At 65.0% G+C, this 22,408-nt stretch carries 21 protein-coding genes; 5 read left to right on the plus strand and 16 right to left on the minus strand.

The features are described from left to right. Positions 1-5: 5 nt before the first annotated feature. Positions 6-1,178 (minus strand): MFS transporter, encoded by a 1,173-nt coding sequence (locus NCT32_RS02695; protein ID WP_250489875.1) that lies wholly within the window; start codon positions 1,176-1,178, stop codon positions 6-8. A 327-nt stretch (positions 1,179-1,505) separates the two neighbouring features. On the opposite strand from NCT32_RS02695, the gene NCT32_RS02700 reads away from it, so the two are divergent. After that, a complete protein-coding gene (locus NCT32_RS02700) occupies positions 1,506-1,949 on the plus strand; it encodes a hypothetical protein (RefSeq protein ID WP_061117656.1) in 444 nt (147 codons plus the stop codon). Here the strand turns inward: NCT32_RS02700 and pdeM are convergent. From pdeM to NCT32_RS02725, 5 genes are all read right to left on the minus strand, one after another. After that, a complete protein-coding gene (gene pdeM, locus NCT32_RS02705; RefSeq protein ID WP_061117655.1) occupies positions 1,912-2,601 on the minus strand; it encodes a ligase-associated DNA damage response endonuclease PdeM in 690 nt (229 codons plus the stop codon). The genes NCT32_RS02700 and pdeM overlap by 38 nt on opposite strands. 84 nt (positions 2,602-2,685) lie before the next feature. After that, the gene (locus tag NCT32_RS02710; RefSeq protein ID WP_061117654.1) at positions 2,686-3,024 is read right to left on the minus strand and encodes a hypothetical protein; all 339 of its coding nucleotides are present in this window, start codon (positions 3,022-3,024) and stop codon (positions 2,686-2,688) included. A gap of 55 nt (positions 3,025-3,079) precedes the next feature. After that, positions 3,080-5,701, minus strand: a complete 2,622-nt coding sequence (locus NCT32_RS02715) for a ligase-associated DNA damage response DEXH box helicase (protein WP_061117653.1) — start codon at positions 5,699-5,701, stop codon at positions 3,080-3,082. Next, on the minus strand, positions 5,698-7,365 hold the full coding sequence (locus NCT32_RS02720; RefSeq protein WP_061117652.1) for an ATP-dependent DNA ligase: 1,668 nt from the start codon (positions 7,363-7,365) through the stop codon (positions 5,698-5,700). The genes NCT32_RS02715 and NCT32_RS02720 overlap by 4 nt, the downstream gene beginning before the upstream one ends. After that, positions 7,362-8,402 carry a ligase-associated DNA damage response exonuclease gene (locus NCT32_RS02725; protein ID WP_250489876.1) on the minus strand — a complete coding sequence of 347 codons (1,041 nt, stop codon included), beginning with the start codon at positions 8,400-8,402 and terminating at the stop codon, positions 7,362-7,364. The genes NCT32_RS02720 and NCT32_RS02725 overlap by 4 nt, the downstream gene beginning before the upstream one ends. Positions 8,403-8,636: 234 nt before the next feature. Here NCT32_RS02725 and NCT32_RS02730 point away from each other — a divergent pair, with 234 nt between their 5' ends. Continuing rightward, entirely contained in the window at positions 8,637-9,143 is a 507-nt protein-coding gene (locus NCT32_RS02730; RefSeq protein ID WP_086960950.1) for a plasmid fertility inhibition factor family protein, read from the plus strand. Between the two features lie 90 nt (positions 9,144-9,233). On the opposite strand, the gene NCT32_RS02735 is transcribed toward NCT32_RS02730, so the two are convergent. Next, positions 9,234-10,232: a LysR family transcriptional regulator gene (locus NCT32_RS02735; protein WP_061117650.1), complete on the minus strand. Its 999-nt coding sequence runs from the start codon at positions 10,230-10,232 to the stop codon at positions 9,234-9,236. A gap of 713 nt (positions 10,233-10,945) precedes the next feature. Between NCT32_RS02735 and NCT32_RS02740 the strand changes: the two genes are divergently transcribed. The 3 genes from NCT32_RS02740 to NCT32_RS02750 are packed head-to-tail and all read left to right on the plus strand — an operon-like array spanning position 10,946 to position 12,261. Beyond that, positions 10,946-11,236 (plus strand): hypothetical protein, encoded by a 291-nt coding sequence (locus NCT32_RS02740; RefSeq protein WP_250489879.1) that lies wholly within the window; start codon positions 10,946-10,948, stop codon positions 11,234-11,236. Next, positions 11,233-11,385 (plus strand): hypothetical protein, encoded by a 153-nt coding sequence (locus NCT32_RS02745; RefSeq protein WP_250489877.1) that lies wholly within the window; start codon positions 11,233-11,235, stop codon positions 11,383-11,385. The genes NCT32_RS02740 and NCT32_RS02745 overlap by 4 nt, the downstream gene beginning before the upstream one ends. Before the next feature lie 27 nt (positions 11,386-11,412). Then, positions 11,413-12,261 (plus strand): aldo/keto reductase, encoded by an 849-nt coding sequence (locus tag NCT32_RS02750; RefSeq protein ID WP_250489878.1) that lies wholly within the window; start codon positions 11,413-11,415, stop codon positions 12,259-12,261. 12 nt (positions 12,262-12,273) lie between these two features. Here the strand turns inward: NCT32_RS02750 and NCT32_RS02755 are convergent, their stop codons facing one another. From NCT32_RS02755 to NCT32_RS02795, 9 genes are all read right to left on the minus strand, one after another. Continuing rightward, positions 12,274-12,693, minus strand: coding sequence for a hypothetical protein (locus tag NCT32_RS02755; protein ID WP_061117647.1), 420 nt, complete (start codon positions 12,691-12,693; stop codon positions 12,274-12,276). Positions 12,694-12,781: 88 nt separating this feature from the next. Continuing rightward, complete coding sequence (locus NCT32_RS02760; protein ID WP_061117646.1) at positions 12,782-14,851, minus strand: ABC transporter ATP-binding protein; 2,070 nt, start codon at positions 14,849-14,851, stop codon at positions 12,782-12,784. After that, on the minus strand, positions 14,848-15,711 hold the full coding sequence (locus tag NCT32_RS02765) for an ABC transporter permease (RefSeq protein ID WP_061117645.1): 864 nt from the start codon (positions 15,709-15,711) through the stop codon (positions 14,848-14,850). Before NCT32_RS02765 ends, NCT32_RS02760 begins: the two co-directional genes overlap by 4 nt. Then, positions 15,708-16,727: an ABC transporter permease gene (locus NCT32_RS02770; RefSeq protein WP_061117644.1), complete on the minus strand. Its 1,020-nt coding sequence runs from the start codon at positions 16,725-16,727 to the stop codon at positions 15,708-15,710. Before NCT32_RS02770 ends, NCT32_RS02765 begins: the two co-directional genes overlap by 4 nt. Beyond that, entirely contained in the window at positions 16,728-18,389 is a 1,662-nt protein-coding gene (locus NCT32_RS02775) for an ABC transporter substrate-binding protein (RefSeq protein ID WP_061117643.1), read from the minus strand. A gap of 142 nt (positions 18,390-18,531) precedes the next feature. Beyond that, complete coding sequence (locus NCT32_RS02780; RefSeq protein WP_035497879.1) at positions 18,532-19,014, minus strand: cupin domain-containing protein; 483 nt, start codon at positions 19,012-19,014, stop codon at positions 18,532-18,534. 96 nt (positions 19,015-19,110) lie between these two features. Further along, the gene (fusA, locus tag NCT32_RS02785) at positions 19,111-21,216 is read right to left on the minus strand and encodes an elongation factor G (RefSeq protein WP_061117642.1); all 2,106 of its coding nucleotides are present in this window, start codon (positions 21,214-21,216) and stop codon (positions 19,111-19,113) included. Between the two features lie 235 nt (positions 21,217-21,451). Then, complete coding sequence (locus tag NCT32_RS02790; RefSeq protein ID WP_061117866.1) at positions 21,452-21,889, minus strand: DUF192 domain-containing protein; 438 nt, start codon at positions 21,887-21,889, stop codon at positions 21,452-21,454. Between the two features lie 280 nt (positions 21,890-22,169). Next, positions 22,170-22,376, minus strand: coding sequence for a hypothetical protein (locus NCT32_RS02795; protein WP_061117641.1), 207 nt, complete (start codon positions 22,374-22,376; stop codon positions 22,170-22,172). Between the last annotated feature and the right edge of the window lie 32 nt (positions 22,377-22,408).

The raw sequence follows: 22,408 nt of genomic DNA on the forward strand, positions 1-22,408 counted from the left end.
GGAAATCAGGCGGCTTGTCCGATCGAGAGACGGCGCGCGCGCTTGTCGAGCGTCGCCGACAGCAGCGTGAGGCCGAACGCGCTCACCGCCATCAGAATGCCGACCCACGGCAGCGACGTGAGCGGCGCGCCCGCGCTGATCACGCAGCCGCCGAGCCACGCGCCCGTCGCGTTGCCGAGATTGAACGCGCCCTGATTCAGCGTCGATGCGAGATTCGGCGCATCGCTCGCGCGATTCACGATCAGCATTTGCAGCGGCGGCACGATCGCAAACGCGAGCACGCCCCAGAAGAAGATCGTGATCATCGCCGGGATAGGCCCGTGCATCGTGCCGGCGAAGATCGTCAGGATCACGACGATCGACAAAAGGAACGTCAGCAGCGAGCGCAGCAGCTTCCAGTCCGCGAGCTTCCCGCCGAGCGTGCTGCCGACCGTGAGACCGAGGCCGAAAAGCAGCAGCACGTAGGTGACCGCGTGCGGCGAAAAGCCGGTTATGTCTTCGAGGATCGGCGTGATATACGTGAACACCGAGAACAAACTGGCCGACGCGAGCACGCTGATGCCGAGGACCATCAGCACTTGCGGGTTCTTGAGCACGTCGAATTCGCGCAGGATGCTGGTGTCGCGCATCTCGATGTGCTTGGGCAGGCACACAGCGAGCGCGCCCGCCGCGGCGACGCCGATCAGCGTGACGACCCAGAAGGTCGAGCGCCAGCCGGCAGCCTGGCCGAGCGCGGTGCCGAGCGGCACGCCGAGCACGTTGGCGAGCGTGAGTCCGGTGAACATCAGCGCGATGGCCTGCGCGCGGCGGTTCGGCGCGACGAGATCGGCGGCGACGACCGAGCCGATGCCGAAGAACGCGCCGTGGCAGAAAGCGGTGACGATGCGCGCGCCCATCAGCACCCAGTAGTTCGGCGCCAGCGCGCACAGCAGGTTGCCGACGATGAACACGCCGATCAGGCTCATCAGCGCCTTCTTGCGCGGCATCTTTGCGGTGACCACCGCCAGAATCGGCGCGCCGACCGTGACGCCGAGCGCGTAGCCCGACACGAGCATGCCGGCCGCCGGAATCGACACCGCGAGATCGCGCGCGACGTTGGGCAACAGTCCCATGATGACGAATTCGGTCGTGCCGATGCCGAACGCGGCAATGGCGAGAGCGAAAAGAGGCAGAGGCATGGTGGAGGCGGACGAGGTGTCACGTCTGGGCGCATCGTCGGAGTGAGCGATGCAGGCGCCGAGGCGGAGTTGAAGGCTCGAATTGTACCGAAAGGTCATTTTCGATGCTGGTATAAACCCTGATACCGACCGGCCCGAGCCACGCCTCGTCTGAACGGATATTCTTCTGCACGCGCCGGCGGCGCACGGGTCTTTCGGATGCAACGCCGCCATGCGTCAGATGTTTCCGGTAACACGCGTGCGGCCGTGCAATCCTTGCGTGTCGCAGATGCCGGAGAGTGTTGGAAAAACGCAGCAACAAGAACGCATCAACTACCGAACACGAAGATGTCACTGTCAAAAATCTATATTCGCTTCGCACTCGCATCCACGTTGCTGCTCGGCGCGCTCGCGCATGCCCAGAGCGACGCCGCCGGCCCCATCGCAACGAAGGCGGGCGCGCTGCATTTCCTGCGCGACGAATCCGGCATGGCCGCGCTCATCGACACACAGGTGTTCGATCGCTTCGATGCCAAGCGCATTGCGCATTTCGATGAAACGTCCGGCGGAAGCGCCACGGTCACGCGCATGCTCGTGCAGTCCGACACCGGCCCGGTGCTCTACGATTTCCGCCGCAATCCGCCGCTCGTGCAGCGCGTGAGTCAGCGCATGACGGTCAGGCGCGTGTTCTGGCAGGGCGAGGAAGTGGTGATGCAGTCGAATCTCGGCTGGTACGGCTTCCAGCGCGGCAAGCTCACGAAGCTGCAATCGTCGACGACGACCTATCACTGAGCGGAAACACGCGCTCGCCGGCGATCACGTACAGCGCTTCGGCGCGCACTGCGCCGTTCACCTCGAAGCCGCCCGTGAACGCGCCGAACGCGGGCAGCACGCCCGCGCGCGGTCCGAAGCGAAAGCAGGGCAGGCGCACGCTGTCGACGCGCGTCGCGAGCCGGTATACAGGATGCTCGTGTCCGGCGAGCGCGTAAGCGCCATCGACCGTCTGCGGATGATGGCAAAGCGCCCACGGCCCGAGCACGTGCGGTTCCTTTACGACATCGACGCCGAACATGGCGGGCAGCGCGCCCGCATGTTTGTCGTGATTGCCTTCGACCAGCACGAGTTCCAGCTCGCGATGCTTCGCGCGCCACGCGGCCAGCGCGTCGAGCGTCTCATCGGCGTGGGATTCGCGGGCGTGCAGCAAATCGCCGAGAAAAACGATCGATTCCGGCCGATGCGCCGCGACGAGCGCATCGAGCCGCGCCAGACTTTCGCCGGTCGTGCCGACGGGCACCGGAATGCCGCGCGCGCGGAACACCGCGTCCTTGCCGAAATGCGCGTCCGCGATGAACAGCGTGTTCAGGAGCGGATCGAAGGCCGCGCGGTCTGCCGATAAAACGAGCGCGTGGCCGTCCAGGTCGATGGTCAGGGCTTCGACTGCCATTAAATTGAGCGTGGATTGATGTTCAGATGCCGGCGTCTGCCCGCAGGACCGGCGCCGCGCGAAGCGCTTCGCCGAGTACCTTGCTTACCGATGCGCCGCATTCCCGCGCGTGATGCGTCGATGAGAAAGAGGCGTCGCCTTCGGCCCGCACTTCATACGCGGGTTCGGTCTCGATGCGCGTGCCGGAGGGTTGCCGTTCACGGCGGCGAATCGCGTGATCGACACGTCGTCGACTTCCAGCCGCCAAGTGTAGCTGACCGGGCATCCGTTCACGGACGAGCTCCCCGCCGGCAGAATAGGGATGACATGGCCTGGCCGGAAATCAAACAGCGATTGCCTCAGCGGATTGACCGACCTGCTCAACGTGATGTCGATGAGTTGTGCCGGAACGGGCTTCAGCGCGTTCTGCATCGCCGTGCTCATTGCACTCCCTCTTTCGACGAAGTTCGAATTCGCCGCGCCGCCAGCACGAAAAGCATCAGGGACGCAGCGCCGCCTTCTCCAGATCCGCGAGCATGCGCTCGACGCGATCCGACAGCTTCTCCGTGCTCACCTTCTCGCGCAGCCGCGCGACGATCAGCGGGAACGCGAAAGGCGTCGGCTTCTTCGGACGCGTGAGCACGAGGCGGCTCGCGCTCATGCGCTGCAACGCGGCGCGGATGCGGCCCAGCTCGAGCTCCTGCAGCATCACTTCCTGATCCGCCTGCGCGAGCAGCAGATTCTCGCTGTCGTGCTTGCGGAAGACCTCGTAGAACAGTCCGCTCGACGCCTGCAACTGCCGCGCGCTTTTTTGCTGCCCCGGATGGCCTTGATAAATCAGCCCCGACACGCGCGCTATCTCGCGAAAACGCCGCGCCGACAGTTCGGAGGCGTTGAGACTCGCCAGGATGTCGTGCTCCAGATTCTGCGGCGAAAAGAGGCCTTGCGCGATGAGCGTTTCCCAGTCGAACGGCCGCGCCGACAGCAACTCGAAGCCGTAGTCGTTCATCGAAATGGAGAACGTGCCGGGCTGGTCGCGTGACGCCCGCCAGCCGAACAGCGATCCCAGACCGATATGCGCCATGCGGCCCGCGAACGGATAGCAGAAGAAGTGATGACCTTCGCGCGAGCGCACCAGTTCGACGACGAGCACGCCCGGCCCCGGCAGCGCGGACCACTTCGCCTGCAGGTCGAGCAGCGGCTTGACTGCGCGCATTTCGGGCTCGTCGTAGATGCCGTCGCTGGCGCGCGCGAGCATCACGAGCGCGGCGTCCGCGAGTTCGGACGAGAGCGGCATTTTGCTGCCGGCCCATTGCGGCATCGCGCCGCGCGACGAGCTCGCGCGTTTCACATAGGCGGTCATGTCGCGCACGCGCACGAGTTCGAGCGCGCGTCCGCCGAAGGTGAAGACGTCGCCGGGCTTCAGGCGCGAGATGAACGATTCCTCCATCGCGCCGATGCGCCCGCCCGTCATATACGCCACGTTGATGGTTGCGTTTGCAACGATCGTTCCGACGTTGTTGCGATGCCGGCGCACGAGATCCTCGCGCGGCACGCGATAGACGCCGTCATCGCCCTTCACGACGCGATGAAAGTCCGGATACGCCTTGAGCGACGTGCCGCCGCGCTCCACGAACGCGAGCGCCCAGTCGAACTCGTGCGCCTTCAGATCGCGATACGCATACGCGGTGCGGACTTCGTCGAGCATGTCGGCGGGCGTGAAGCCGCCGCCGATCGCCACCGTCACGAGATGCTGCACCAGCACGTCGAGCGGCTTCAACGGCATGTCGCGGCCTTCGATGCGATGCTCCTGAATCGCCCAGCGCGCCGCCGCTGCTTCGACGAGTTCGAGCGCATGCGTCGGCACGATCGTCACGCGCGAGACGCGGCCCGGCGCGTGGCCGGAGCGCCCCGCGCGCTGCATGAGCCGCGCGACGCCCTTCGGCGAGCCAATCTGGAACACGCGATCGACCGGCAGAAAATCGACGCCCAGATCGAGGCTCGACGTGCACACGACCGCCTTCAGTTGCCCGTTCTTCAGGCCGAGTTCCACCCAATCGCGCACCTCCTTGTCGAGCGAGCCGTGATGCAGCGCGAGCAGGCCCGCCCACTCCGGCCGCAGGTCGAGCAGCGCGCGATACCAGATCTCCGATTGCGAGCGCGTATTGGTGAATACGAGCGAGCTCTGCGCGTGATCGATTTCATCGGCGACGGGGCCGACCTGCCGCACGCCGAGATGCCCGCCCCACGGAAAGCGCTCGATCGTCTCCGGTATCAGCGTATCGACGACGAGCGTCTTCGGCTGCGCGCCGCGCACGACGACGCGCGGCGTTTTCACGGGATGCAGCAACGCATCGTGCGCGAGCGCGAGGTTGCCGAGCGTGGCGGACAGGCCCCAGATCTGCAATTCCGGCCGCCAGCGCGCGAGCCGCGCGATCGCGAGTTGCGTCTGCGTGCCGCGTTTGTTGCCGAGCAACTCGTGCCATTCATCGACGACGATCATGCGCAGGTGCTTCAGTTCCTCCTGCGCATTGGCGCGCGTGAGCATCAGCGTGAGGCTTTCGGGCGTCGTCACGAGCGCGGAGGGCATGCGGCGATTCTGGCGCGCGCGTTCCGTCGACGACGTGTCGCCGGTGCGCAGGCCGACCGTCCACGGCACGGACAGCGCGCTCACCGCGCTTTGCAGCGCGCGGGCGCTGTCGGCGGCGAGCGCGCGCATCGGCGTGATCCAGAGGACGGTCAGCGGCGCCGGCAATGCGTTCGGCTTCGGCGGCGCGTGGGCATACGCGGCGAGCGCGCCGAGCCACACGGCCCAGGTCTTGCCCGCGCCGGTCGTCGCATGCAGCAGGCCGCTCGCGCCGCGCGCGATCTCGCGCCACGCTTCGCGCTGGAACTCGAACGGCTGCCAGCCGCGGTCGTCGAACCAATGCGCGATGCGCTCGTCGATCGGCCTGACGGCTTCGTTCTCGTCGTAGGCGAAAGGCGCGGGCGTGAAAATCTCGGCTGCCGCGTCGAGCTTCGCCTGCGCCGCACGCGTGCGCGGCACGCGGCGGGGACGCGGCGCGCGTCGCCTTTCTTCAAGCTCGCCCTTGTCCTCGTCCGATGCCTCCGGCGCGCTCATGCCGTCGCCTCGTTCAGGAAGCCCTTCAGCATGTCGAGCGTATCGGCGTCTTCGATCTTCTTGTCGGTGCGCCAGCGCAACATGCGCGGAAAGCGCACGGCGATGCCCGATTTGTGGCGCGGGCTCGCCTGTATTCCTTCGAAGCCGATCTCGAAGACGAGCGTCGGCGTGACGCTGCGCACCGGCCCGAATTTCTCGATGGTCGTCTTGCGCACGATCGCATCGACCTGGCGCATTTCTTCGTCGGTCAGCCCGGAATAGGCCTTCGCGAAGGGCACGAGCGTGCGCACGCCATCGGCTTCGTCCCACACGGCGAAGGTGAAATCCGTGTAGAGACTCGCGCGCCGTCCGTGGCCGCGCTGCGCGTAGAGCAGCACGGCATCGATCGAATACGGATCGATCTTCCACTTCCACCACGTGCCCGACGCCTTCGTGCGCCCGACGCCGTACATCGACGCGCGTTCCTTCAGCATCAATCCTTCTACGCCGCGCGCGCGGCTCTCGTCGCGCAATGCGGCGAGCGCGGGCCAGTCCGATGCGACCACCGTCGGCGATACGCGCAGCAAGTCGACCGCGAGCGATGTGGAGAGCGAGTGAGCGAGCGCATCCAGACGAGTGCGCCGTTCATGCAGGGCCTCCATGCGCAGATCCCGGCCATCGGTCTCGAGGAGATCGTAGGCGAGCAGCGCGGCGGGTGAGTCGGCGAGCACCTTTTTGGTGAGCGACTTGCGCGTGATGCGCGGTTGCAGGCGCGCAAAGGGCAGTGGCGCGTTCGCGCCCGGCTCCCACGCGAGAATCTCGCCGTCGATCACGGTGCCGTCGGGCAGCGCCGCACCGAGCGACGCGAGCTCGGGAAAACGCTCCGTGACGAGATCCTCGCCGCGCGACCAGATCCACACGCGGCCCGCGCGCTTCACGAGCTGCGCGCGTATGCCGTCCCATTTCCATTCGACGATCCAGTCGTTGGGCGAACCGAGCGTCGCCGGGTCCGCCTGCAAAGGATGCGCGAGGAAGAACGGATAGGGCAGGCCGATATCGCTTTCGTGCGGCGTGTCGACGTCGTCGCCTTCGGCGGCCGGCGCGATCAGCCGCAGATAGCGGGCCGCGCCCGGCGCCTGCCGGGAATCGGTCCAGCCGACCATGCGTTGCGCGATGCGCTTGTGATCGACACCCGCGACCTGCGCGAGCGCGCGCACGACGAGCTGCCGCGCGACGCCCACACGAAAGCCGCCGCCGATCAGCTTCGTCAGCAGAAAGCGCTCGCTCCAGTTCAGCTCGTCCCAGTAGCTCAGAAGCCGGTCGCGCAGCTCCGGCGGATTCGCGCCGCGCAAGGTCAGCACGCGTTCCTCGATCCACTGCGCGAGCCCGAGCGACGATTCGCCCGAGGCGGGCGGCAGCACGTGCGCGATCGTTTCCGCGAGATCACCGACCGCCTGATAGGACTCCTCGAAAAGCCACTCCGGCAAGCCCGCGCGTTCGCGCGCGAACTCGGTGAGAAGGCGCGTCGGCACCGACTGGCGCGGCTTGCCGCCCGCGAGAAAGTACGACGCCCACGCCGCGTCTTCCGGCTCCGCGCCCGAGAAATACGCAATCAGCGCTTCGAGCTTTTCGTTGGTCGATGTCGTCGCGTCGAGCGCGGCGTAGAGCGTCGCGAAGCGCTTCATGAGGCGGCGCTCTCGGGCTCTGCCGTTTCGGCTTCGATGGCATCGTCGCCGTATTCGGTCTTGAAGGCGCCCGCGTCCAGCCCTTGTTCGCAGAGCCAGCGCACCATCGGCTCGATCTGGCCATGCGTGACGATCACGCGTTGCGCGCCCGTCGCGCCGATCGCGAGTTGCAGGCCGGGCCAGTCGGCGTGATCCGAGAGCACGAAGCCGCGATCGACGCCCTTGCGCCGCCGCGTGCCGCGCAGGCGCATCCAGCCGGATGCGAAGGCATCGCTGTAATCGCCGAAGCGGCGCATCCACGTGCTGCCTTGCGCGGACGGCGGCGCGACGATCAGCGCGCCCTTGAAGGCAGCCTTGTCCTTCGCGGCGATTTCGCTGACGAGGCGCGTCTGCGGCAGCGCGACGCCCGCTTGCGCGTATGCGCGATTGAGCGGCTCGACCGCGCCGTGGCAGAAGATCGGGCCGATGGCCGCATCGACGCCCGCGAGCACGCGCTGCGCCTTGCCGAACGAATAGCAGAAGAGCACCGATGCGCGCCCTTGTGCCGCGTTGTGCCGCCACCATGAATCGATGCCGTCGAAGATCTCGTGCGCGCTGTCCCATCGGTAGATGGGCAGGCCGAACGTCGATTCGGTGATGAACGTATCGCAGCGCACGGGCTCGAAAGGCGCGCAGGTCGGATCGGGCTCGACCTTGTAGTCGCCGGACGCAACCCACACGCGCCCCTTGTATTCGACGCGCACCTGCGCCGAGCCGAGCACGTGCCCCGCGGGATGCAGCGACACGCGCACACCGTTCACGACGACCGCTTCGCCATAGGCGAGCCCTTGCACGTCGATGCCCGGCAGCCTCGACAACAACACGCCGACGCCCGGTTGCGCAGCCAGATAATGCGCATGGCCGAAGCGCGCGTGATCGGCGTGCGCGTGCGTGATGACCGCGCGTTCGACAGGCCGCCAAGGGTCGATATGGAAGTTGCCCGGCACACAGAAGAGACCTTCGGGCCGCGCGACGATGAGATCGGAAGAAGTGTTCACTGATCGTTGAGGGATGCGTGCCGACAGCCGCTTGCCGTGCGTGTTGTCAGGCTACGTGGATGTGTTCGATTCTGGCAACAAAAGCACGCCACGTGCCCGTCATGCCGCTTTCATGAATCGCGTCTAGGGTGTAAAAGTTTATTTGGCTCGCGCGGCATGTTTAGTGGCTTGCGCTCGGGCCGCATGCCAGCGAAACACGCGCGCACGGGGCGCGCGCGCCGCGGTCTCCTTCATATGCCGAACATGGACACGATGGTTGCGCCGACCGCCGCAGAAGCGGTCTGGATCGTCAGGCTCCAGGGCCATCCGCAGTACGACTTCGTGCGCCTGAAACGGGTGTTCAACGACTTCGGCTCGCGCCATCAGGTCGTGCTCGTCGACGTCCGAAGACTCCTCGAGTGCGCCGATCGCGACGACACCGATTACGTGCTCAAGGCCGTCGATGACTGGCACGCGGGCAAGGTGCGCGGCATCCGCGAGTTCCTGGACCCGGACAATCCGCGCGTACCCGAAATGCCCTACGTTACGATCAGCGTGCGCCGCTCGCCGGGCTTGCTCGGACTGCTGGGCGTGCATCGGGAAGGGGTCGTTGCGTTTCGCAACGGGCAGCATCGCGCGCGCTATCTCGCTCACGCCGGCGCCTTGTGCATGCCGGTGGAGGTGCACGAGCGCGAGGCGGCATTGCTGCGCGAGATGTGCGCGGCGCCGGATGCGTCAAGTGCGGAGTACGGGGAGACTTGAGCGCTGCGCGAACCGGGCAATGATGTTCGGTTCGCGGCGCCAATGGGCGGACGGCTCAGACGTCATCCGGCCCTTTTGTTCGAGAGGTCTTCAGTTCGCGGTCGCCGAGGCGCCCCGCATCGTTTGCAAGGGCATGACCGACTGCATCGGCGGGCGCAGGGTCTCCTCGGAACGCATGCCTCTGGCGGCGAATTCCCGACCCAGATAGTCGAGCGCGTAGTCGATGAAAAAGCGCGTTTTCGCCGGCAGATACTGCCTTCCCGGATACACGATCGATATCTTCATGTCGGGGTCGTCGATCGAATAGCCGTCCAGCAGGCGAACGAGCGTGCCTTCTTCGAGATCCGCGCGCACGATGCCTTCGGGAAGGATCGAGAAGCCCATGCTCTTGAGCGTGGCGAGACGCACCATCAGCCCATTGTTGACCGTGTACACGGGCGCGAGCGTGATCTGATCCGCGTCGCCGAGACGATGCCGGAAGTGCCACGTCTGGCTGCGCATCTCGTTCGGCAGTCCCACGGAAGGCAGTGCGTGCAAGTCGGTGGGCGAGGTGGGCATGCCATGCTCGGCGACGAATGCCGGCGTCGCGACCGGCACGAGCGAGTTGGTGCCGACGGGCCGCTCGATGAGCGCCGTGCTCGACACCATGAAAGCCGTGACAATGCCGACGTCGTATCCGTCCTCGACAAGATCGACGTGCCGCTCGGCGAGAGTCAGGCGCACATTGACCTTGGGATAGACCTTTCGAAAGCCGTCGATGAGCGGCGTGAGCGTGAGCAGCGAGAGCGCGCTAGAGGCGACGACGCGCAGCGTGCCGCTCGGCTCGCCCTCCGTGTGGGTGACGGTCGATTCCAGATGGTCCAGTTCTTCGAGCAACGCGCGGCAGCCTTCCAGGTAACGCGTGCCGGCTTCGGTGAGGGAAAGATTGCGGGTCGTGCGGTTAATTAGGCGGGTCCTCAAATGCGCTTCGAGCATGGCAATAGCCCGAGTGACCAGCGCGTTCGAGACGTCTAGTTGTTGCGCGGCGCGGCGAAAACTTTCTGTGTCCGCCACGCGCACGAAGACGCGCATTGCATGAATCTGGTTCATCGTGAGTGCCTCGCGGTGTACTACGTGGAGCCGGATCTACGCGCATATCACATGCGCGTGTCCAGCGATTGACGGCCTATGAATCTGATAATATTGACAGGCAGACAAGATTGCAATATTAAAATCAGAAAGTTTTGCAGGGAAAGGGATTTTTTTACGAGCGGCCGACTTTGTTTTGGGAAGCGGTTATCGAACCCGGGGCGTCGTTCTTTAATCTGGAACGATCCTTTCCAGAGCCGTTATATATAAGGCTTTTCGGCAGATCGGATTCACTTTTCGCAGAATTTTTTATGATATATGTAGTGTTTTCTTAAATCATCGAATTTCCTGCTGGCACAACTGCGAACGGGGGATTGATATATCAGAAAGCCCCGTTGAAAGATTTTGGTTATTGATTTTGTATTTTGATAAAGAGTCTTACTGAAAGATTACACCGAAAGCCTATTCGATTCACTTAACGAGAAGTGCGCCATTCTGATCAAAAAATATTGAAGGTGCCGTGATATGGAACCCGCTTGCCGCACAATTTTTCTGTTTTGAAGTCTCGCAATCGGCTATCTCATCGGCTTCGTGAAGTTGGGCCATTCAACTCGCGGCGTCTGCGGCATGCTTAGCGTTGCGTCGATTTCTCGGCAAACCGGCGCGTGTAATTCGCGAATCTCAAGAACATCGTATTTGCGCTATTCATTTTTACGCCCGGTTTCACGGGCGGCCTGCGGTTCTTCGCGAACATCGGGCGCGGCTGTCGATTACGACGCGCGCCGTTGATCGTCGATATCGTCGTCGTGGTCGCGCTCGTGCTGGGCGCTGTCATCGTCCTCAAGCTGGATGCGGGCCTGCTCGCGGGCGGCGCAACGGAGTCCGCCGCGATCGGCGCGGCACCGGAGGCCATCAACCGGCCTGCCTGCCGCCGACACCGCGCGGCTGCAGGTGACTATGCTGCGCGACGAAGCGCGGCGCGTGTGGTCCAGGCTCGGCGAGCGGCGGCCGCGCGTTCAGAGTGACGGCGGCCGCGGTTTCCATCGGCGAACTGGAGAAGCGCGTCGAGGACAATTCCAGCGTGCGCCGCCTGCGGCGTGACCGCTCGCTCATCGCGCTCCAGCCGCTCGTGTCGGACTCGTGTGACATGACGGGCGTGCTCCTTGCGCCATAATCGGCAGACACACAAGGAGGCTTTTTCATGGCTCAATCCAGTGCGTCGACAGTCACGCTTCCAACGGGCGAAGCGATCCCGAAGCTCGGTCAGGGCACCTGGGAAATGGGCGAGCGCGCGAACGCGCGCAAGAGCGAGATCGCCGCGCTGCGCGAAGGCGTCGAACTCGGCATGACGCTCATCGATACCGCCGAAATGTACGGCGACGGCGAAAGCGAGAAGCTCGTCGCGGAGGCGCTCGGCGACCGGCGCGACGAGCTGTTCATCGTCAGCAAGGTATATCCGCATAACGGCAGCGAGCGCGGCGTGCAGGCCGCATGTGAACGCAGCCTGAAGCGTCTGAAGACCGATCGCATCGATCTGTATCTGTTGCACTGGCGCGGCGGCGAGGATCTGGAAGGCGTGGTCGCAGGCTTCGAGAAACTGAAGCGCGACGGCAAGATTCGGCATTGGGGCGTGAGCAACTTCGACACCGACGACCTCGACGAGCTCTTTTCGATCGACGGCGGCGACGCCTGCGCAACCGATCAGATCCTGTACAACGTCGCGCGGCGCGGGCCGGAATTCGACCTGCTGCCGTGGCTGCGCGAGCGCCGCATGCCCGCGATGGCATATAGCCCGGTCGATCACGCGCGCCTGCCGCGTGGCGGCGCGCTCGAAAAGATCGCGGCGGCGCGCGGCGTGTCGGCGTTTCAGGTCGCGCTCGCGTGGGTGCTGCAACAGCCGCAGGTGTTTGCGATTCCAAAGGCGGCGGACCTCGCGCACGTCCGGGAGAATCGCGCCGCGCTCGACCTTCATTTGTCCGCCGACGAACTCGCCGACATCGATCAGCAGTTCAAGCCGCCGAAGTCGAAGCGCTCGCTGGAAATGCTCTGATGCCGCGCGCGATCAGGTGCACGCATGATGCGCGTGCACCGAGCCGAGCACGGCGACTTCGGCGGGCGTGCGCCGGAGATCCGCTTCGTTGACCTGCTTCGCGTCCGAGATGAAGTCATCGACGATCGACGACACCGTCGTATCCGTCAGGCACAGCGAGATGCGCTGCGTCTCGCTGACCGGCAGCGAAGCGCGCTGCGACAGGAACAGCACGCCATATTGATAACCGCGCACGATGCCGCGCACCGCGCCCACGCATTGGCCCTGCGCCGTGTTGTCGGCTTTCGCGGCGCACTGCTGAACGAGCGCGTAGGCGGAGAAGCTCGGATCGGCGGCGCCGGGTGTCGGTGCCTGCGGCGCGGTCTGCGCCTGTGCGGCCATCGCGACGCCGAAGGTGAGCGCACAGAGCGCGGCGGAAAGGGCGGGTTTCATCGGTTGAATCCTCGTTATCGTTGAACATCGAACCGATGAGAGACGCGGGAAGCCGCTTTGGTTCCGACGAATGAGCGCTTTGCCGCGCTTATCGCTCTTGACGCTGCAGGATTCGCAATTCGTCGACGGGAATGTGGCAATGGATCGCGTGCCCGTCGTCCGCATCGCGGCACGGCGGCGTTTCTGTCTCGCAGATCGCGCCGATCTTGCGCGGGCAGCGCGTATGAAACACGCAGCCCGAAGGCGGATTCGCCGCGCTCGGCAACTCGCCCGACAGCCGGATGCGCTTCGCGTGCGTCCCGTCGATCGACGGCATCGACGACAGCAATGCTTCGGTGTACGGATGCTGCGGTCCGTCGAAGACCGCGGCCGCGCGCCCGATCTCCATGATGCGCCCGAGATACAGCACCGCGATGCGGTCCGACAGATAACGCACGACATGCAGATCGTGCGAGATGAATACGTAGCTCACGCGCCGCTCGCGCTGCAGGTCCGCGAGCAGATTGAGGATCGCGGCCTGCACGGAGACGTCCAGCGCGGACGTCGGCTCGTCGCAGACCACGACGCGCGGATCGCCCGCGAACGCGCGCGCGATCGCGACGCGCTGCTTCAGTCCGCCCGACAATTGCCGCGTGCGTGAGCCGAGATAGCGCGCCGGCAGGCGCACGGCTTCCGTCAGCGTATGCAGGCGCTGTTCCTTTGCCTCGCCATGCAGCGACGCGAGCTTCGACAGCGAACGCGCGATCAGCCGCCGCACCGAATGCGCGCGGTTCAGCGCGGAATCCGGATTCTGGAAAACGATCTGCAGGGACTTCACCTGCGCGTCGCTGCGCTTGGTCACGCGCTCGGGCAGGAACGCGCCCTCGAGTTCGAGCGACGCGCCTTTATCCGGCGACACGAGTCCGAGCAGGAGCTTCGCGAGCGTCGTCTTGCCGCTGCCCGATTCGCCGACGAGTCCGAGCGTCTCCCCTTGCACGAGATCGAGCGAGACGTCGTGCACGGCGCGCACTTCTTCATCGCCGACACGGAAGGTCTTCGAGAGATTGCGCGCGGACAGCGCGAGCGGCTGATCCTCGCCGTTTGCGACATGCGCCGGCGCTTCCTCGGTCGAGCGCGGCAGCATGTGCGCGCGTTCGTGATAGTGGCAGCGCGCCATCTGATCGCCGTGCGCCGACGCGATGCGATAGGGCGGCGGCGCGTCCCTGAGACAGCGCTCGTCGGCGAGCTTGCAGCGCGGCGCGAAGATGCAGCCTTGCGCGATCGATCCCGGCAACGGCAGCGAGCCGGGAATCGTATCGAGCCGCCCGCTTGCCTTGGCGAGCGCCTCACGCGGCAGGCAGCGCAGCAGGCCGACGGTGTATGGATGCCGGGGCTTCGCGAACACGTCGGCGGTCGTGCCTTCCTCGACGAGCTTGCCCGCATACAACACGCCGACGCGATCGCACATGCGCCCGATCACCGCGAGGTTGTGGCTGATGAAGAGCACGGCCGTGCCGAGCTCCGCGCGCAACTGCGCGATGAGATCGAGCACTTCGGCTTCGACGGTGGCATCGAGCCCGGTCGTCGGCTCGTCGAGAATCAGCAGTTCGGGGTTGCACGCGAGCGCCATCGCGATGACCACGCGCTGCTGCATCCCGCCCGACAACTGATGCGGATAACTCTCCATCACGCGCTCGGGCGAGGCGATGCGCACGCGCCTCAGCATCTCGGCGGTGCGCGACAGCGCTTCGTCGGCGGATGCGCCCGTGACTTCGAACGCCTCGGAGACTTGCCGCGCGATCGTGAGCGACGGATTCAGCGCGCGCCCCGGATCCTGATAGACCATCGACACGGCATTGGCGCGCATGCCGCGCAGCGCGTCCGCGTTCAGCGATGCGACGTCGCGCCCCGCGATCGATATGCGGCCCGCCTTCACGCGCCCGTTGCGCGGCAGGTAGCGCAGCACCGCGAGCGCGGCGGTCGACTTGCCGCAGCCCGATTCGCCGACGAGCCCATACGCCTCGCCGCGTTTCACGCGCAATGTCACGTCCTGCAGGACCTCGCGCTCGCGGCCGCGCGAACGATACGCGACGGTGAGGCCGACGATCGTGAGCGCGTCGGCCTGGTCGCCTTTCGCGGCGCCGAAGGTTGGGAAAGCCGATGGCGGCGGTCCGTTCATCGGTCCAGCACTCCTTGCACGGCATCGGCGACGAGATTCACCGCGATCACGAGCGAGGCGATCGCGGCGGCGTCGAAAACGACGGTCCACCACGCGCCGCCCGCCATCAGCGTGTAGCTTTCGGACAGCGCGAGGCCCCAGTCGGCCGAGGGCGGCTGGATGCCGAAACCCAGGAACGAGAGCGTGGCGACGGCGAAGATCGCGTAGCCGAGTCGCACGGTCGCCTCGACGATGATCGGCGGCAGCACATTCGGCAGGATCTCCGCGAACATGATGTAGAGCGCGTTCTCGCCGCGCAGTTGCGCCGCGAGCACGTAGTCCAGATGGCGCTCGCTCAGGACCGCTGCGCGCACGGTGCGCGCGGTGATCGGCGCGAACGTCAGGCCGATGACGAGAATCACCGTCGTGTTGCTCGCGCCGACGGCGGCCAGCGCGAGCAGCGCGACGATCACGAGCGGCAGCGCCAGCAGCGCATCGATCACGCGGCCGACGACGGCATCGACCCAGCCGTCGAAATAGCCGACGACGAGCCCGATCGCCGTGCCCGCCGCGGTGCCGAGCAAGGTGGCGAGCGGCGCGATGGTCAGGATGTCGCGCGAGCCGACGATCACGCGCGCGAACACGTCGCGGCCGAGCTGATCCGTGCCGAACCAGTGATCGCCGGAAGGGGCGACGAGCGAGTTGAGCGGGTCGGATGCGTAGGGATCGTGCGGCACGAGCCAATGGCCGAAGAGCGCGCACAGCACCCAGAAGAGCAGGATCAGCACGCCGATATCGAAGGTGGCCGAGCGCATCAGCGCGCCGAGCGCTTCGAAGCGGCGCGGCCTGACTGGCGTTTGCGGCGCGACGGTCGTGCTCATCGGGCGTCTCCGCTCGAATCGGCGTTACGCAGACGCGGGTTGAGCACGATGTAGAGCGCGTCCGCGATGAGATTCGCCGCCGTATAGATCACGCCGATGGTCAGCACGCCCGCTTCGAGCATCGGAAAGTCCTTGCCTCGCGCGGCGGTATAGATCAGCGAGCCGATGCCCTGATAGTGGAACAGCGTCTCCACGACGACGAGGCCGCCGATCATGTAGCCGAGCTGCGTCGCGGCGACGGTCACGGTCGGCAGGAGCGCATTGCGCAGCACGTGGCGAAGAATCACGACGCGCTGCGGCAGGCCTTTGAGAATCGCGGTGCGCGTGTAATCGGCGTCGAGCGCCTCGACGGTGCCCGCGCGCGCCATACGCGCGATATAGCCGAAGAACACGAAGACGAGCGGCAGCACCGGCAGGACCAGATGCGCCAGTTGCGTGAAAACGCCGGCGTCGGCGGGCGCGGTCGCTTCGATCGGCAGCCATTGCAGCCACACGCCGAAGATCAGGATCAGCACGATCGACGAGACGAACTCCGGCACGACCGTCGCCGTCAGTCCGCCGATGCTGATGACTCTGTCGATCCAGCGCCCCGCGTGCAACGCCGCGTAGACGCCGCCCGCGATGCCGAGCGGCACCACGACGACGAACGCGAGCGCGCCGAGCTTCGCCGAGTTCCACAGCGCATTGCCGATGAACGGCGCGACCGGCGCGCGAAACGCATATGACTCGCCCATGTCGCCGCGCAGGAAGTGGCCGATCCAGCTCGAATACTGCGTGAAAAGCGGCCGGTCGACGCCCAGTTGATGATTAAGCGCCGCGACGGCGCGCGCATCGGCGAGCGGGCCGAGGATCGCGCGGCCGACATCGCCCGGCAGGAGCTGACCGCCGGCGAAGACGATCATCGACAAAAGCCAGAGCGTGACGAGCGCGAGCAGCAGCCGCACGCCGATGAAGCGCACGATGCGTTTCATTTTGGCGAAGTCGGCTACGTGCGCCGTCGGCGTGATCGTGCTCATTTACGCGGATACCGTCGCGCGGTCGAACCACATCTGCGAGATCGCGTTGAAGCGCACGCCCGAGACGTTGGCGCGCGTGACGATCAGCTGGTCGTAGAAGTAGGGGATCACGACCGGCGTTTCATCGAGCAGCAGGCGCTGGATCTTGCCGGACAACTTCTTCTGCGACGCGACATCGAGCGCCGCGACGAACTGCGCGACGAGCTGGTCGTATTGCGGATTCCTGAAGTGCGCGGCGTTCCAGGTGCCGCCGCTCGTCAACGGCGCGTTGAGGAACACGTTCGGCACGCCGCGATGCCCGTAATCGGTGATGCCGAGCGGCGAATCCAGCCAGTCCGACTTGCCGAACGTGCCCGAGCCGTAATACAGGTCCTGGCTCTCCACCTTCAGCTGGATGCGAATGCCGATCGCCTTCGCCGCGTTCTGCACGACGACCGCGAGATCGGGAATCTCCATGTACTTCTCGGTCGTGAGCGTGACGTCGAAGCCGTTCGCGACGCCGGCTTCGCTCATCAGTTTCTTCGCTTGAGCGATGTCGATCCTGCGCTGCGGCACCGCGAGATCGCTCGACGGAAAGACCGGCGCGAAGGGGCTGTCGTTGCCGACGGTCGCGCGGCCGCGAAAGAGCCCCTTCACGATGATCTCGCGGTCGATCGCGAGCGCGAGCGCCTGACGCACGCGCTTGTCCTTGAACGGCGACATGTCGCAGCGCATGTGAATCTGGCGATGCGAGCTCGACTTCGTGCCGAGCACCTTGAACTGCGGATTCGTCAGAATCGAGACGCCGCCCTGCACGGTGAAGTCGCCCATCACGTCGGCCTGGCGGCCTTGCATCGCGAGGAGTTGCGCCTGCTGGTCGGCGTAGAAGGAGAAGGTCACGCGATCGGGCAGCGATTTCTCGCCCCAGTAGTCGGGATTGCGCACGAAAGACGCACCGACCTTCGGCGTGTATTTCTCGAGCTTCAGCGCGCCCGTGCCCATGAAGGTCTTCTCGTAGGGCCCGGTGAAATTGGCCGGCAGGATCACCGCGTTATACGTATCCGAGGAAACGTAATACGGGAAATTGCCGTTGGGCGCATCGAGATGGAATTCGACGGTGTGATCGTCGATGGCCTTCGCCGAATCCTTCGACAGCACGCCCTTCAACACCGACAGCGCCGCTGAGCCCGCGCCCGGATCGGACAGGCGATTGAACGTGGCGACGACGTCCTTCGCGGTCATCGGCTGGCCGTCGTGGAACTTCACGTTCTGGCGCAGCTTGAAGGTCCACACGTCGCCTTTCGCATTCGACGACCACGACAGCGCGAGCGCGGGCTTGAGCGTCAGATGTTCGCTGTCGTCGTCGATCAGGAATTCGCCCGTCTGATTGATGAGCGCGAGACCGGCGGCGTCGGTCACGGTGAGCGGATCGACGGCGCCCGCGGGCATCAGATGCGCGACGCGGATCGTGCCGCCGGGCTTGCCCGCGCCTTGCGCACGCGCGCCCGGCATGCCGAGGAGGCCGCCCGCCGACAGCGCGATGCCGAGCATGCTCGCATGACGCAGCAGCTCGCGGCGCGTGAGGCGCCCGGCCATGAACTCGTCGATCGCGTGATTGCCCAGTTCGCCCGCATGCGGGCGGGCGAGGTCGAGGAAATGCGCGTCGGTCGAAGGTTTTTTCATCGTGTGCGGATGTTGTCGTTGTCGCGCTCGCCCGGGCTGCGCCGCGCAAGCGATCAGGTTAGCCGCGCCGAAAAGCGCCGCCGCGTCTTCGGGAGGTAGCAAGGCGCGCGCCGAGGCTGCATCGCGCGTCTCTGCGCCCGCTTCAGTGATCGTGTGGATGCTTGTGAATCGGATCGACCCAATAGACTTCCTCGGGCTTTTCCACGGCATCGATGTTGAGATTCACCACCACCGCTTCATTGTCGCTGCGCACGAGCACGCATTCGAGCGGATCGTCGGTGCTGGCGTTGATTTCCTGATGCGGCACGTAGGGCGGCACGAAAATGAAATCGCCGGGACCGGCCTCGGCGGTGAATTCGAGATGCTCGCCCCAGCGCATGCGCGCCTGGCCGCGCACGACATAAATGACGCTCTCGAGCGCGCCATGGTGATGCGCGCCGGTCTTCGCATTCGGATGGATCGTGACCGTGCCGGCCCAGATCTTCTGCGCGCCGACGCGCGCCGCGTTGATGGCAGCCGCGCGGTTCATGCCCGGCGTCTGCGGAGTGTTGGTGTCGAGCTGATCGCCCTTGATGACCTTGACGCCGTGTTCGCGCCAATCGATGTGCTGATGTGCGTCGCTCATGTCGGTACGGTTTATCGTCTGCGGATAAGGAAAAGTCCGTTGCCGCCACCAACAGAGCGAGCAACGGACTTCCGATACTACACGGTTCGATCGCGATTATTTCGCTTTCGCGTTGATGATGGCCTCCGACACGTTCGACGGCGTCTCCGCGTAGTGCTTGAACTCCATCGTATAGGTCGCGCGGCCTTGCGTCAGCGAACGCAGCGACGTCGAGTAGCCGAACATCTCGGCAAGCGGCACTTCCGCGCGCACCAGCTTGCCGCCGCCGCCCGCGATGTCTTCCATGCCCTGCACCATCCCGCGCCGGCCGGAGAGATCGCCCATCACGTTGCCCATGAACTCTTCGGGCGTTTCCACTTCGACGGCCATCATCGGTTCGAGCAGCACGGGCTTGGCGCGGCGCATTGCTTCCTTGAAGGCCATCGAGCCGGCCATGCGGAACGCGTTTTCGTTCGAATCGACGTCGTGGTACGAACCGAAGGTCAGCCGCACCTTCACGTCGACCACCGGATAGCCCGCGAGCACGCCCGCCTTGAGCGTCTCCTGAATGCCCTTGTCCACGGCCGGAATGAACTCGCGCGGAATCACGCCGCCCTTGATCTGGTCGACGAACTCGTAGCCCTTGCCCGGGTCCGGCTCCAGCGCGATCACCGCGTGACCGTACTGGCCGCGCCCGCCCGACTGCTTGACGAACTTGCCCTCGACGTCCTCGACCTTGTTGCGCACCGTCTCGCGATACGCGACCTGCGGCTTGCCGACGGTCGCCTCGACGCCGAATTCGCGCTTCATCCGGTCGACGAGAATTTCGAGGTGCAGCTCGCCCATGCCGGAGATGATCGTCTGGCCGGATTCCTCGTCGCTCGTCACGCGGAACGACGGATCTTCCTGTGCGAGACGATTCAGCGCGATGCCCATCTTCTCCTGATCGACCTTGGTCTTCGGCTCGACGGCCTGCGAGATCACCGGTTCGGGGAAGATCATGCGTTCCAGGATGATGATGTGATTCGGATCGCACAGCGTATCGCCGGTCGTCGCTTCCTTGAGACCGACCGCCGCCGCGATGTCGCCCGCGCGCACTTCCTTGATTTCCTTGCGCTCGTTCGCGTGCATCTGCAGGATGCGGCCGAGGCGCTCCTTCTTTTCCTTCACCGGGTTGTAGACGGTGTCGCCCGAATTCACGACGCCCGAGTAGGTGCGGAAGAAGATCAACTGGCCGACGAACGGGTCCGTCATGATCTTGAACGCAAGCGCGGAGAACGGCTCGTCATCGCTCGGATGGCGTTCCGCTTCCTTGTCGTCTTCCGTGTGGCCGAGAATCGCGGGGACATCGACGGGCGAGGGCAGGTAGTCGATCACCGCGTCGAGCATCGCCTGCACGCCCTTGTTCTTGAACGCGCTGCCGCACAGCATCGGCACGATTTCGTTCGCGATGGTGCGCTTGCGTAGCGCCGCCTTGATTTCTTCCTCGGTCAGGCTCTCGTGGTCGTCGAGATACTTTTCGAGCAGCTCCTCGCTCGACTCGGCGGCCGCCTCGACCATCTTTCCGCGCCATTCGTGCGCGAGTTCCTTGAGGTTGTCGGGAATCTCCTCGTAGGTGAACTTGATGCCCTGGCTATCGTCGTCCCAGACGATCGCCTTCATCTTCACCAGATCGACGACACCCTGAAAATGCTCTTCCGCGCCGATCGGAATCTGGATCGGCACCGCAACCCCTTTGAGGCGCTCGCCGATCTGCCGCTGCACGCGGAAGAAGTCCGCGCCGACGCGGTCCATCTTGTTCACGAACGCGATGCGCGGGACCTTGTACTTGTTCGCCTGACGCCACACGGTTTCCGACTGCGGCTGCACGCCGCCGACCGAGTCGTAGACCATGCACGCGCCGTCGAGCACGCGCATCGAACGCTCGACCTCGATCGTGAAATCGACGTGTCCCGGTGTGTCGATAATGTTGATCCGGTGTTCCGGGTAATTGCCGGCCATGCCTTTCCAGAAGGCCGTCGTCGCTGCGGAGGTGATCGTGATGCCGCGTTCCTGCTCCTGCTCCATCCAGTCCATCGTGGCCGCGCCGTCGTGAACCTCGCCGATCTTGTGCGTCACGCCGGTGTAGAAAAGGATGCGCTCGGTAGTCGTCGTCTTGCCGGCATCGATGTGAGCGCTAATGCCAATGTTCCGATAGCGCTCGATGGGAGTCTTGCGGGGCACGTGAACCTCCTGTGGATGTGTCGACCCTGGTCGCCGTGCGGCGACCTTCGGCGCGACCTGAAGTGGTGAGATGCGTCGCGCTGAATCTTTTTAGGATAGCGCGTCGGCAAGCTCTTTGCAGGAATCCTGCCAGCTCGGCGGAGGGGACTTTCCGGACGCAAAAAAACCGGCGTGTCGTGCGACGACGCCGGTTTCCTGGTCGGGCGAAAAGGGCTTGTTGCGGACTTATTGCGGGCTATTGCGCGCGCGGCAGGCCCTTGAGCTGCATGCCGGGCTTGATGCCCTTCGCGGCGAACCAGCCTTTGGGCATTTCGAGCGCATACACGCCGTTATTGCGCGGGCAGTGATTGTTCTCGGTCTCGGCCTGCATTTCGTCGATGTCGGTGATCGTGCCGTCCGCGCGAATGAACGCGATCGACAGCGGAATCAGCGTGTTCTTCATCCAGAAGCAATGCACGGCGTTTTCATTGAAAACGAAGAGCATGCCTTCGTTCGGTGCGAGCTTCGTGCGATACATGAGGCCTTGCTCGCGATCGGCATCGTTCGCGGCGACGGCGGCATCGATCACGTACATGCCCGCGGTGAGCTTCGCGCGCGGAAAGTCGGACGGCTGCTTGGCGCCGGGGGGCATTGTCTGTGCCTGCGCGAGCGGGACGGCTGCGAATGGCAGCATCAATGCGATCACGCATGCTCGAATCGTGGCGGCGATGCGCGCGCGCCGGGCCGAAGCCGTCGAACTGAATGGTGACACCAAGGCACGCAACAACAGATTCACGACGATGCTCCTTTCAAGACAAACGTTGTGCCGGAAAGCCGGCGGCCCCGCGCATGTTACTTGATGCGCAGGCACAAAACAAAAGGGCAGACGCCTTGCGGCCATCTGCCCTTCAACGCCGTAAAGACGACGGTAATGCTCGTTTTTGACTTCGCTATACCGCCGTTTTACAACGAACTTACTGAGCTGCCGAAGCGGCTTCCGGCGCCGAAGCGGCTGCCTTCTTGTGCGACTTGTGCGACGACTTGTGCGACTTCTTGTGCGACGACTTGTGAGCCGACGAAGCAGCAGCAGCCGGAGCAGCAGCGGCCGGTGCCGAAGCTTCTTGTGCGAATGCAGCGGTTGCGAACAGGCCAGCGACGAGAGCAGCGATCAGTTTGTTCATCTGTGAATCCTCAGCTTGAGTTAATTAACCAA

The sequence above is a fragment of the Caballeronia sp. INML2 genome, from assembly GCF_023631365.1.
GTDB lineage: Bacteria > Pseudomonadota > Gammaproteobacteria > Burkholderiales > Burkholderiaceae > Caballeronia > Caballeronia turbans.